Consider the following 13,390-nt stretch of genomic DNA (forward strand, 5'->3'; position numbering starts at 1 on the left):
ATGGACGACAGGATGAGCAATGTCGATCCCAAGCTGCTGGAGCTTCTGGTCTGCCCTTTGACGAAAGGGCGCCTTGCCTATGACCGCGCCCGCAATGAACTCATCTCCGAAAGCGCGAGGCTCGCTTATCCGATCCGCGATGGCGTGCCGATCATGCTGATTTCGGAAGCCCGCAAAATAGAAGACTAACCTTCCCGCTTGCCCGCCTTCGCACATTGCGTGTCGCGAATTGACGAAGATGCGTTGACAACCATGCGTGGATTTGACCAGAGTCCCGCCCGACATGTCTGTTGCGGGGAGAAAACTGATGTCGTTGCGCGCGCTCGTCCGGATTTCGCTGGTTGCGGTCTCAACCGCCCTGTTTTTTCCGCCAGCCATGGCGGCGGAACCCTCCCGTAAGGTCGTTACGACCCAAAATGGCGATTATTTCGGCTTCGATCTCAGGACGGAGCAAAATGTCTCGCTGGAGCAATGTGGCGAGATTTGCGTCGGCGATAGCGCCTGCAAGGCCTTTACCTACAATCCCAAGGTGAAATGGTGCTTCCTCAAATCGGATTTCAATCAGCTGAACGCCTTCCCCGGCGCGGTTGCCGGCAAGATCGTGGAAGTGGCCGCGGAAGCCGATATCGGCGCACCGCAGCGCCTGTCCTTCGTGACCGACAGCCTGCAGCAGGAAGCGCGCCGGTTGAAATCCGGCCTTGCGGCGAATGAAGGTGAGGGCGAACAGGGCCTGGAGGCCCTCGTGGAGACGGCGCGGCAGCAGGCAGCCGCCGGCAATATTCCCGATGCGGTCACGACCTATAAACAGGCCCTTGCGATCACACCTGACGATGGCGCGCTCTGGGCGGAATTGTCGGAAAAGGCCGCGCAGGTCACCGATAATTATTCGATAGCGGGACAGGCCGCTTCCGCTGCCATCAATGCCTACCAGCTGAGCCGCACGGTCAGCGCCCGCACCGAGGCCCTGAACCGGCTGGCGAAGGCGTTTGAAAGAACCCAGAATTATCGCGCGGCACTCAATGCCTATAAGGAAAGCCTTGCGCTTGTCGACAATGCACAGACCAAGGCGGCCTATGCCGATCTGCGCACCCGGCAGGGTTTCCGCGTCATCAATAATACCGTGGATACGGATAGCGTCAGCCCGCGCGCCTGCGTGCAGTTTTCCGAGCCGCTGGTGAAGAACGGCGTCGATTACTCCTCCTTCATCACGCTGGATGGGGCAGCCCCCAAGGCCATCGAGGCGAAGGGCAGCGAGATTTGCGTGGAAGGCCTGACCCATGGCCAGCGTTACAAGATCGCGTTTCGCGCCGGCCTGCCGTCATCGGTGGAAGAGCCTCTGGAAAAGCAGGTCGATCTCGATATCTACGTGCGTGACCGCGCCGCCAGCGTGCGCTTCACCGGCGAGAATTTCGTGCTGCCGGGCACGGCGCGCCGAGGCATTCCAATCGTCTCTGTCAATGCCGACAAGGCCGACCTGAAGCTTTATCGCGTCGGCGACCGCAACATCACCTCGCTTCTTTCAAACTCGCAGTTTCTGACGCAGATGGACGGCTACAACGCCGACCGTATCGAAAACGAAATTGGCGAGCTTGTCTGGCAGGGCTCGATCGATATCCAGCCCGATCTCAACAAGGATGTGGTGACGAGCTTCCCGGTGGATGAGGCCCTGCCGGAGCGCAAGCCCGGCATCTATGTGCTGACCGCCGTGCCGCCGGGCACCGCGCCGGAAACGTGGGATTCGCGCGCCACGCAATGGTTCCTGGTTTCCGATACCGGCATCACCACCTATGCCGGAACCGATGGTCTGAATGTCTTTGTCCGTGCACTTGGCAGCGCCAAGCCGCTAGCAGATGTGGATTTGCAGCTGCTCGCCAAGAATAACGAGGTGCTGGGCACCGCGAAGACGGATGCGGACGGCCGCGCGGTGTTCTCGGCTGGCCTGATGCGCGGCACGGCGGCGCAGGCGCCTGCGATCCTGACGGCGCGCAACGGCGACAAGGATTACGTCTTCCTCGACATGACCCGCGCCGGCTTCGATCTTTCGGATCGCGGCGTGACGGGCCGTGCAGCCCCCGGCGCCATCGACGTGTTCAGCTGGACGGAACGCGGTATCTACCGCGCCGGCGAGACTGTGCATGCCGCAGCCCTTGCCCGCGATGTCGACGGCAAGGCAATCGAGGATCTGCCGCTCACCTTCATCTTCTCGCGCCCGGATGGTGTCGAGGACCGGCGTTTCGTCAGCGACGGCAAGGCGCTGGGCGGCCATGCGGTCGATCTGCCATTGCAGGCAAATGCGATGCGCGGCACCTGGACATTGCGCATCCATACCGATCCGAAAACGCCTGCGATCAGCGAAAAGAGCTTCCTCGTCGATGATTTCGTGCCTGACCGCACCGAGTTCGATCTTTCCAGCAAGGCAAAGCAGATCGACCCTGGCGCGGAAACGGCAATCGACGTCGATGGCCGCTATCTCTATGGCGCGCCCGCTGCCGGCCTGACGCTGGAAGGCGAGGTCGCCATCAAACCGACGCGCACCAGTGCCGATTTCGAAGGCTATTTCTTCGGTCTGGCCGATGAGGAGAGCGAAGAGGAAAACCGCACCACACTTGCCGATCTGCCGGTTCTGGACGAAGAAGGCAAGGCGAGCTTCAATGTCGATCTGACCGACCTGCCATTCACAACGCAGCTTCTTTCCGCCAACATCACCGTGCGCATGCGCGAGGCCGGCGGCCGTGCCGTGGAGCGCTCCCTGACGCTGCCCATCAAGGCTGAAGCGCCGGTCATCGGTATCAAACCGCAATTTTCCGGCGATCTCGCCCAGAACTCCGTTGGTCGTTTCCACATCATCGGTGTCAGTGCCGACGGCGCCAGACAGGCGATGAATGGCCTTACCTGGAAGCTCATCAAGGTCGAGCGGAACTATCAATGGTATCGTCAGGGCAATTCCTGGCGTTACGAGCCGGTGGAATATACCAAGCAGCAGGAAGCCGGCACGCTTTCGGTCGATGCCAATGGCGGCGAGATTTCCGTGCCTGTCACCTGGGGCCGCTACCGGCTGGAAGTGGAGGGCGCCGGCAATGGCGCGCCTGTTTCCAGCGTTGAGTTCGATGCCGGTTTTTATGTCGAGGCAAGCTCGACCGAAACGCCGGATGCGCTGGAAATCGCTCTCGACAAACAGAGCTACAAGATCGGCGATACGGCCAAACTCAAGGTTTCCTCGCGTTTTGCCGGCGAGTTGATGGTGACTTCCGGTTCGGAAAAGCTGATTGCCGTGCAGAATGCCGAGATCGGCGAGGATGGCGGCGAGATCGACATTCCCGTCACCGAGGAATGGGGTGCGGGCGCTTATGTGACAGCCACGCTGTTCCGTCCCGGCGATGCGCAGGAAAGCCGTATGCCGATGCGCGCCATCGGCATCAAATGGCTCGCCGTCGATCCGGCCGAGCGCAAACTTGCCGTCACGCTCGGCGCGCCGCAGAAAACGCTGCCGCGCCAGCCGCTTGAAATTCCGATCACCGTTGCCGGTGCCGGCGTGGGCGAAAAGGCCTATGCCATCGTTGCGGCCGTCGATGTCGGCATATTGAACCTTACCCGCTATGAGCCGCCAAAGCCGGATGAATGGTATTTCGGCCAGCGCCGGCTGGGGCTGGAAATCCGCGACCTTTACGGCCGCCTGATCGACGGTTCGCTCGGCGCCACCGGCCGGCTGCGCACCGGCGGTGACGGCGGCGGGGCAGCCCTTCAGGGCAGCCCGCCCACGGAAAAGCTCGTGGCCTTCTTTGCCGGTCCGGTCGAACTCGATGCAGACGGCAAGGCGACGGTCAGCTTCGATATCCCGCAGTTCAACGGTACGGCCCGCATCATGGCGGTGGCCTGGACGAAGACAGGCGTGGGACATGCCGTCTCTGACGCCATCATTCGCGATCCCGTGGTGGTCACGGCCAGCGCGCCGAAATTCCTCGCTCCCGGCGATGTCTCGCAATTGCGGCTCGATATCGCCAATACGGATGGCGAGGCCGGCGATTACCGGCTGGACGTGACCAGCAATACGGCGCTGACCGTCGATCAGGGCGAGATGTCGCAAACTCTCGCGCTTCAGAAAGGCGGCAAGTCTTCACTGACGGTCCCGCTGACGGGCGAACAGCCCGGCAATGGCGCGATCACCATCAAGGTTTCCAATGCCGCCGGTCTTTCACTGGAGCAGGTTCTGAACGTGCCGGTACGTCCGGCCGTTCTGCCCGTCACAACGCGGCGCGAAATCAAGATCGCGCCCAATAGCAGCCTGACGATCAACGGCGATCTTCTGGCCGACAGCATGCTGCTCGGCTCGTCCGTCGCGGTCAATGTCACGCGCTCGCCGGCTTTCGATATTCCGGCGCTGGTGATGATGCTGGACAAATATCCCTACGGCTGCGCCGAACAGACGACGAGCCGCGCTTTGCCGCTGCTTTACGTTTCGGAACTGACGAAGGATAGCGGCCTTGCAGAAGACCCCGACACCCGCCGGCGGGTGCAGGAGGCGATCTACCGCGTGCTGTCCTTCCAGTCGAGTTCCGGCAGCTTCGGCCTCTGGTCGCCGGGTTATGGCGATCTGTGGCTCGATGCCTATATCAGCGACTTCCTGACCCGCGCCCGTGAGCAGAATTACGATGTGCCCGAAGCCGCCATGGTGCAGGCGCTGAACAACCTGCAAAACGGTCTTTCCTATGACAGCAATGTCAAGGATCGCGGCAACGAGATCGCCTATTCGCTTTATGTGCTGGCGCGCAACCGCAAGGCGGCAATCAACGATCTGCGTTATTACGCGGATACGGCGCTTGCCGATTTCCCGACACCGCTTGCCAAGGCGCAGGTTGCCGCGGCCCTCTCGCTTTATGGCGATCAGGCCCGTTCGAAGGCCGTATTCGGCGCTTCGCTCGACATGGCAAGCCGCACCACCAATGTCAGCTTCTCGCGCGCGGATTATGGCTCCGCCCTGCGTGACAGCGCGGCGACGCTGGCGCTTGCGGCGGAAAGCCGGCCGGTTCCGGCCGTCGTGCCGCAGCTTGCCGGTGCGGTGGCCAAGGAATGGGAAAAGAAGCCCTATACCAGCACCCAGGAACAGGCATGGATGCTGCTGGCCGCCCGCGCCGTCAAAGGCGAGGACAAGGATATCCGTCTCGATGTGAACGGCGATCTGCAGACCGGTGGCTTCGGCAAGAGGATGAGCGGCGACGAATTGCTGGCCGCACCCTTGAAGATCGCCAATGCCTCGGCCGATCCGGTCACGGCCGTCGTCACCACGGTGGCGCCGCCGGCCCAGCCGCTTGCCGCAGGCGGCGAGGGCTTCACCATCACCCGCACCTATTATTCCATGGATGGCGAAGAGGTGAACCCGAGCGAGGTGGTCCAGAACGAGCGTTATGTCGTGGTGCTGAATGTGGTGCCGCAGAATAACTGGCAGTCGCGCATTCTGGTGACGGACCTGTTGCCCTCCGGTTTCGAAATCGACAATCCGAGCCTCGTCAATTCGGCCGAACTGTCGAATTTCGACTGGCTGCCGGAAACGGAAGCGGCGCATACCGAATTCCGCTACGACCGTTTCGTGGCGGCCTTCGACCGATCGGCGGGCGACAGTTCGGAAATTGCGCTGGCCTATGTGGTCCGCGCCGTTACCCCCGGCACCTACGATCATCCGGCAGCTTCGGTTGAGGATATGTACCGGCCGCAATTTGCCGCCCGCACGGCAACCGGCCGCATGGAGGTGCGCTCGGCAAACCCATGAGGCGGAAGAAGGCGATCATTGTCGGCATCATGACGGCCGCGTTGCTTATGGGCGGTGCGGCCTTCGGTCTCGATGCGCTGGACAAGGCCTATCCGCCGCCGCTGGACGCTGCGCAGCAACGATCCTTCGAGGTTCTGGATCGTGACGGCAAGCTTTTGCGCGCTTTTGCGACACCCGATGGCCGCTGGCGGCTGAAAACCACGGCCGCCGAAGTCGACCCACAGTTCCTGCGCATGTTGGTGGCCTATGAAGACCAGCGTTTCTATGAGCATCACGGCGTCGATCCCTGGGCGCTTTTGCGCTCCGCCTGGCAATTGGCCAGCAACGGCCGGATCGTTTCCGGCGCATCGACGCTTTCCATGCAGGTGGCGCGGCTGATCGAGCCGCGCGCCGACCGGTCGTTTTCGGCGAAATTCCTACAGGCCGCACGCGCGCTCCAGATAGAGAGACGGCTAAGCAAGGCGGAAATCCTCGATCTCTATCTGAATATCGCGCCCTATGGCGGCAATCTCGAAGGCATTCGTGCCGCAAGCCTCGCCTGGTTCGGCAAGGAGCCGGGCCGGCTCGATACGGCGGAGGCGGCCCTTTTGGTGGCGCTGCCGCAATTGCCGGAAAAGCGCCGTCCGGATCGTTTTCCTGAGGCGGCGAAGCAGGCGCGCGAGCGGGTGCTGCAGCGGCTTGCCGTGGAACGCGTGGTGGGTGAGGGGGAGGCGGAACGGTCGGCTCTTGCGAATGTGCCCGCCAACCGGCGGGACCTGCCGGCCTATGCGCCGCATATGGCCGTCGCCGCACGGGTGAAATTCCCAAATACTGCCGAGGTGCGCTCCACGCTGAAGCTGCCGATCCAGCGGGAGCTGGAGGGTGTCGCCCGCCATGCGGCGGAAAAGCTCGGCGACAGGGTCTCCGTCGCCATCGTCATGGCGGATGCGCAGAGCGGCGATATTCTGGCGGAAGTGGGCTCGGCGGATTATCTCGATACGGCAAGACGCGGTTTCGTGGAGATGAGCCGGGCCGTTCGCTCGCCGGGCTCCACCCTCAAGCCATTCATCTACGGCCTTGCCTTCGAAGACGGTCTTGTCGGGCAGGAAACCATCATCGAGGATCGCCCGGCCGACTTTTCCGGTTACAGGCCGCGCAATTTCGACATGCACTATCAGGGCGATGTCAGCATCCGGCAGGCGCTGCAACTGTCGCTCAACGTGCCTGCCGTCAAGCTGCTCGACGCCGTCAGCCCCTCGGCGCTGATGGTGCGGTTCCGGCGGGTGGGCGTGAAACTCGTGCTTCCCGCCAATGAAGCGCCGGGGCTTGCCATCGCCCTTGGCGGCGCGGGTGTTTCGCTGGTCGATCTGGTGCAGCTCTATGCGGGGCTTGCCGGCGGCGGCGATCCCGTGCGGCTTGGAGACGGCGTCCGCTCGGACCCGGAACGGTTGGATAGCGACCGGCTATTCTCCGATGCCGCGATCTGGAATATCTCCGACATCCTGTCCGGCGTGCTGCCGCCGCTCGGCATGAAACAGCGCGGCATCGCCTACAAGACCGGCACCAGCTATGGCTATCGCGATGCCTGGTCGGTGGGGTATGACGGGCGGCATGTGGTCGGTGTCTGGGTCGGTCGGGCCGACAATGGTGCGGTGCCGGGCATTGCCGGTTATGCGACGGCCGCTCCGATCCTGTTCGAGGCTTTCGAAAAATCCGGCGTGGCGATCACGCCGATGCCGGCCGCACCTTCCGGTGTCGCGCGGGTCGCGGTCAATGACCTCCCCGCCAACCAGCGGCGTTTCACCACGACGGCCAGCGGCCTGCTTTCTGCTTCAAGACGTGAAAGCGCCCCGCGCATCGTTTACCCGCCCGAAGGCGCGCGCGTGGAGCTTTCCGGCCAGTCGGGCATCTCGCCGCTGGTACTGAAGCTGCAGGGCGGGCGCGCACCCTTCCGCTGGCTCGCCAATGGTTTGCCCTTGCCGAACGCATCCCATCGCCGCAACAGCGAATGGCGGCCGGAAGGCCAGGGATTTTCCACACTTACGGTGATCGACGCCGACGGCCGCGCCTCGAGCGTGCGGGTTTTCGTCGAGTAACCGGCAGAAAAGTCCGCCCGACGAGGCAGCGCCATGCGGTTCAGGCAGGACAATGTCGTGCGGCGGCCTGCCGTCAAGCAATATCCAGTGAATGGCGGCGGATACGCTCCTGGAGCGATGAGACGATGGCCTGCAGAAACTCCCGGCGTCTGGAGTCGTCCGTTGCCTTCAGCTTTACCTGCAACTGGCCACTGATCTTGTTCATGAAACCAACGTGGTCAAACGTATCGGCGGCAATGTTGACCTCGACCTCGTCCATATAGTGAGTCAGGTGCGACTCCAATGCGAGATTCGCATCCATCTGGTACAGGGCGGCCATGCGCTCTCCAAGCGTCGACATCTGCACGTATGGACCATATTCGTTGATCATCAAATCTCCTTCGTCTTGCGGATGCTGCTTCGATACCTTGCTTCGCCGCATATCATTCATAATAGGAAGCGATCTTCGGCTTTCAATGTTCCCATTCAATATTCCCACACAGCGCCAAGTTTTCTGCCATCCGGCAAATGGGCTTCGCAGGAAATGCGGGATACTTCGTCGCTCAATCCAGAAGAGTTATGGTGTCTGCCAAACGGTTCCATGCATGGCGGGATGTCTTCGCCATGTCCGGAGGCGGGCAGATCATCTGATCAGCATCTATCCTATTGTTTTTAAAAATATTTCATGAAAATCGCGTCCGCATGGGGAAATCGAATTTTATGATCAATTTTTGCTGGTAGTCGTTGGCTTTCTAATCGTCTTTGCGGTTAATTTCCGCTTGGCAGGCTTGGGCGCTGAAGATTTTTTTTGAATTTCTGCCTCGAGCTCCTCAATCCTTTTAAGTAAATATGACTCGTTTGCTTGCTCTTCCGAACGGGGCCGCGGCGCCGTGTCAGAGGTATTGGCAGGTGAAGCTTGTTGTGAGGGGCCAGCAAGAAGCTTCCGTTCCGGCGCCATTAGTTCACGAGGAGAATTCAGTGCTCGTGAGTCCAGTTCAGGAATGGTTGCGCCAGCTTCAATGAATTTGGTGGCTGCCGCTATCACCTGTCGCCGCAGAATTTCACCTTGCTCAGGCGACATTGACTTGCTGTCCACCATCTGGCCGATCTTCTCGTATACAGGTAACGACTCTGCGATGAGTTTCAGATTGGCATGTTGCTGGGAGTGGCTATGGAAAACTATACGATCCCAAATGCCGAATACCGTGTCCTTGACCGATTGGATTACCTGAGGAAGACCAGTGAAGTCAAAAGACTTGTCGCTTCCTGAATCGCACGACAATATCACCAGGTCACCAGTTTCCAACCCAAACATTTGCGCATAGGCCTTATACAGCAGATCAACTGCTTCGATTGCAAAAGCCACTCTTGCTGGGGACGAGAACTGGTCATTTGTCTCTGGCAGTATAAGTGTAAGAAGATCTTTGTCCCTCAGTATCTGAGGCGCCTTGGGATCGTTGGCTAAAACGATTTCAACACGATCATTTTTCAGAATGTTAACAAAACGCCCTGAGATTACGAGTGCGCTTTGCAAAGCACCATACATTGGGTAGAGGTGCGTAGGGAAATTATTGTCGGTTGTTTTCTCAAGAAATGGGGTCCAGAAATCAACGGTGTACACACGGCTGATTTCCAACAAATTGACTAGGTGCCGCTCGTCTTCAGAATAGGTATGATAAGACAATAATAGAGATTGGAAAACTGGAAGTATATTTAACGCACTGTCCTTCTTTTCCGCTCTTTGTATTATTCCCTGCATCAGGTCAACTACGCCTGAATTCTGAATGTCTGTAGTTATTTTTTGCAACCCATCAATGATCGTCTTACGGCGCATTTCCATCCCCATGATTACCAATGCAACTTAAATTTCACGAAGTGCTGAAATAATAATTAAGGATATCAGCTTGATTGCAAAGGCTTGCACATCTGGCACTCAACTTAAAGAAGAAAAATTATCTTCGGTCAATCCTCGTTCATTTTTCCGACAGGTTCGCTGAAGTGGAAAACGAGATTGGCCGTGCGCAAGTAGTGTGTTCCCGTGTATATCTCTAGGCGCAAGAAGGGACGCAGGATGGATTCGAGCCTACGAAATCTTGATTGATACTAGGAATCCGCGACGACGCCGAAACGTGTGGCTGAGGGTTAACCGGTGCGCTTCTCGGTAGGGCGTAGCCTGCGCTTCACCTCTCTAAAATGGTTAGCCAAGCTTTGTGGAACACATCGTGAAAAGTAGTGGCTAACCGATCAGTCAACCCGTTGAATTCCAATTTTTGTTTTAGGCCCTTCCTATTCATCATCCACAGCAGGCATATTCTGTGGATTTCATCTTACAATTTGATGCTGGCACACTTGGAAACATCGAGCGTTTGAGATTTTCGTTTTATACGTGGCGCAACTTCACGCACATGAATTAGATTGAAAGTGCAATGGGATTTGCAATCAGGTTGTCTCCAGCCCTCCGACATTCGCTTGTGCATCCTAAATCGATTTTCACAAGGACAAAAGGTGAGGGGTTCGCGGCGGGTTTAATAACAAAATCAATAGTCGTAGTGGGCCACACGGTGAGGGTTTGTCGCCTCTCTTGTTATCAGAAAAATCCCTTTAATTACAAGCGATTAGGGGAATTTTCATAGGATTTTTTGGCGTCCACGAGAGGATTCGAACCTCCGACCCCAGGATTCATACCGCTTCGGCTTTCGCCGCCGTCCCGCCGTTTGCCGGCAAGACGTTCGTGGTCTGGACTGTCCCTTCACCATGGGCCTTGCGGCCTTTAGGTGCTGCCCATCCAGTCTCTACACCTTCACCGGATTTCTCCGGAGCTTGGCTCGGGATTGGCATGCTGGAAGACCAGCGAAGCTTTCCCCGACTTTGAGCAGATCGATTGCGTCGTTTCCGGGCGCAACCCCCAATTTGTCTTAGGAATCCTGTGCTCTATCCTGCTGAGCTACGTGGACACTGAATTGCTCTTTAACCTGACGATGCCTGCGGATCAACCGCGTTCTTCATCGCGGTCGATCTCTTCCTCGGCTTTCTTCGCGTTGGCCGGCAATCAGCTCGTCAGGCGCTGTTCGGCCAGTTTCACCCAATAGGAAATGCCGTAAGCGATGGCGTCGTCGTTAAAATCATAACCGGGATTGTGAAGCCCGGCCGAATCGCCGTTGCCGATGAAGATGAAGCAGCCCGGTCTTTCCTTCAGCATGAAGGAGAAATCCTCTCCCGCCATGGAAGGATCGACATCGGGGTCGACATTCGGTTCGCCTGCCACATCGCGGGCAACACGGATGGCGTGGTCGGTCTCGGCGGCGTGGTTGAAGGTCACCGGACAATAACGCTCATAGACGACTTCCGCTTCCGCGCCGTTGGCAAGGGCAATACCTTCAGCCATCTGCTTGATGCGATCCTGCGCCAGATCGCGCACCGTTTCATCCAGGCTGCGCACCGTGCCGGCGATCAATGCCTCGTTGGGGATGATGTTGTGGCTGGAACCGGCCTGAAAGCGGGTGACGGAGACGACCACCGAGCGGATGGGGTCGGCATTGCGCGAGGCGATCATCTGCAGATTGCCGACGATCTGCGCGCCGATGGTGATCGGGTCGACGGTGCGGTGCGGCTGCGCCGCGTGGCCGCCACGGCCCTTGACGGTGATGGAGAACTTGTCCGGTGCCGCCATGATGCCGCCCTTGCGGATGGCGAAGGCGCCAAGCGGAATGCCCGGCATGTTGTGCATGCCATAGACCTCGTTAATGCCGAAACGCTCCATCAGGCCGTCTTCGACCATGGCGAGCGCGCCGGCACCCCCTTCTTCCGCCGGCTGGAAGATGACGGCGATGGAGCCGGCGAAATTGCGGGTCTCGGTGAGATATCTGGCAGCGCCAAGCAGCATGGCCGTGTGGCCGTCATGGCCGCAGGCATGCATGGCGCCCGCGGTTTTGGAGGCCCAGGGCTTGCCGGTTTCCTCAAAAATTGGGAGAGCGTCCATATCCGCGCGAAAGCCGATGGTGCGGTTACCCGGAAGATTGCCCCTGATGATGCCGACCACACCCGTGCGGCCGAGACCGGTCACGATTTCGTCAACGCCGAAAGATTTCAGCTTCTCCGCAACGAAGGCTGCGGTGTTGTCGACATCATACAAAATCTCGGGATTTTCATGCAGGTGACGCCGCCATTCGCTGACTTCCTGCTGGAGTTCGGCGGCTCTGTTCAAAATCGGCATTCGTTCATTCCTGGGTTCATCGGTGCGGCGTGTCGTAAAATCCTATCCTCCGTGGTGGATAGTGCGCCGCATAATTGACGTAATCAATGTACTTTGCCATTGCTAGGACATATATGGTGAATATTGCCATTCCCCGACCGAAGACGGGAATTCGAGGACAAGCCTTGCCACAGATATTTAAATCGCCAAACGCCGCCAGACGGCTCTCCGCAGCCGTTGCCATCATGACCGCAGGCCTCGTTGCCGCAGCACCCGTGGCAAACGCCAATCCGAAAATGGTGGTCGATGTCAAAACCGGCAAGGTGATTTCCCATCAGGAAGCCTTCCGCAAGTGGTATCCCGCTTCGCTCACCAAGCTGATGACCGCCTATATCGCCTTTTCGCAGATGAAGGCCGGCAAGATCAGCCCGCAGACGGAAGTGGTGATGAGCAAGAAGGCCGCCGATCAGCCGGCCTCGAAAATGTATTTCAAGCCCGGCCAGAAGCTGACGATGGATAGCGCTTTGAAGCTGCTGCTCATCAAATCCGCCAATGACATCGCCGTGGCGATCGCCGAGACCATCGGCGGCACCAGCGACAATTTCGTGGCGCAGATGAATGCGCAGGCGCAGCGGCTGGGCATGAGCTCCACCCGTTACATCAACGCCAATGGCCTGCCCGGCAAGGGACAATATACGACCGCCCGGGATCTGGCGCTGCTGGCGCTGATCATCAAGCGCGAGTTTCCGGAATATGCCCATTATTTCTCGCTGGAAGGCGTCAGCACCGGCAAGAAGAACTACGCCAATTTCAACATGCTGGTCGGCCGTTTCGATGGCGCGGATGGCATGAAGACCGGCTTCATCTGTGCCTCCGGCTTCAACCAGGTGTCGTCGGCCGTGCGCAATGGCCGCTCGGTCATCACGGTCGTGCTGGGCGCGGACAGCCTCGCGGGGCGCACCGACCAGTCGGCCGATCTGTTGCAGATGGGGCTGACGGCGCCTTCGGGCCAAGGCGTTTCGCTCGCCGCGCTGGCGCCCTATGGCGATACCGGCGATGTGAACGATGTCAGCGCTGAAATCTGCAACCCGAAGGCCGCCAAGGTGCGCAGCGAAAGCCGCGACGAGGCTGGCCGCATGGTCATCCATTCGCCCTATGTGCAGGAAATGACCCGCCCGCCGGAATATTCCTTCGCCGGTCTCATTCCCGGCAGCGAAACGGTGGCGGTGAATGCGACCAAGGGAGCCGGCAAGGGCGAACTCGCGAACGTGCCGATCCCGATCCCGCGTCCGACATTCTGATGATCGGTGACTGCCTCGAGGGAGAGCCTCGCGGTTGCAATGCGGTTTGTGTATTCGCAGGTCGATGATGTTATGATAT

Annotated in this window: 7 protein-coding genes and 1 tRNA gene; 4 read left to right on the plus strand and 4 right to left on the minus strand. The window is 59.2% G+C overall.

Translation table 11 applies throughout. From position 1 onward, the window contains the following. The 3 genes from ACQZ5N_RS06930 to pbpC all read left to right on the plus strand — a co-directional run bounded on the left by ACQZ5N_RS06930 (window position 1) and on the right by pbpC (window position 7,839). Entirely contained in the window at window positions 1-189 is a 189-nt protein-coding gene (locus ACQZ5N_RS06930) for a Trm112 family protein (RefSeq protein WP_003523265.1), read from the plus strand. Window positions 190-307: 118 nt separating this feature from the next. Further along, complete coding sequence (locus ACQZ5N_RS06935) at window positions 308-5,764, plus strand: alpha-2-macroglobulin family protein (RefSeq protein WP_448732490.1); 5,457 nt, start codon at window positions 308-310, stop codon at window positions 5,762-5,764. Beyond that, complete coding sequence (gene pbpC / locus ACQZ5N_RS06940; RefSeq protein WP_448732491.1) at window positions 5,761-7,839, plus strand: penicillin-binding protein 1C; 2,079 nt, start codon at window positions 5,761-5,763, stop codon at window positions 7,837-7,839. Before ACQZ5N_RS06935 ends, pbpC begins: the two co-directional genes overlap by 4 nt. Before the next feature lie 73 nt (window positions 7,840-7,912). Here pbpC and ACQZ5N_RS06945 read toward each other — a convergent pair whose 3' ends face one another. From ACQZ5N_RS06945 to ACQZ5N_RS06960, 4 genes are all read right to left on the minus strand, one after another. Continuing rightward, a complete protein-coding gene (locus ACQZ5N_RS06945; protein WP_448732492.1) occupies window positions 7,913-8,209 on the minus strand; it encodes a hypothetical protein in 297 nt (98 codons plus the stop codon). 333 nt (window positions 8,210-8,542) lie between these two features. Next, on the minus strand, window positions 8,543-9,652 hold the full coding sequence (locus ACQZ5N_RS06950; RefSeq protein WP_448732493.1) for a hypothetical protein: 1,110 nt from the start codon (window positions 9,650-9,652) through the stop codon (window positions 8,543-8,545). A gap of 806 nt (window positions 9,653-10,458) precedes the next feature. Beyond that, a tRNA-OTHER gene (locus ACQZ5N_RS06955) sits at window positions 10,459-10,555 on the minus strand. 312 nt (window positions 10,556-10,867) lie between these two features. Beyond that, window positions 10,868-12,031 carry a M20 aminoacylase family protein gene (locus tag ACQZ5N_RS06960; RefSeq protein ID WP_448732494.1) on the minus strand — a complete coding sequence of 388 codons (1,164 nt, stop codon included), beginning with the start codon at window positions 12,029-12,031 and terminating at the stop codon, window positions 10,868-10,870. A gap of 224 nt (window positions 12,032-12,255) precedes the next feature. Between ACQZ5N_RS06960 and ACQZ5N_RS06965 the strand changes: the two genes are divergently transcribed. Further along, entirely contained in the window at window positions 12,256-13,311 is a 1,056-nt protein-coding gene (locus ACQZ5N_RS06965; protein ID WP_052025775.1) for a D-alanyl-D-alanine carboxypeptidase family protein, read from the plus strand. Window positions 13,312-13,390 lie beyond the last annotated feature (79 nt).

Source organism: Agrobacterium sp. 22-221-1, assembly GCF_053522445.1.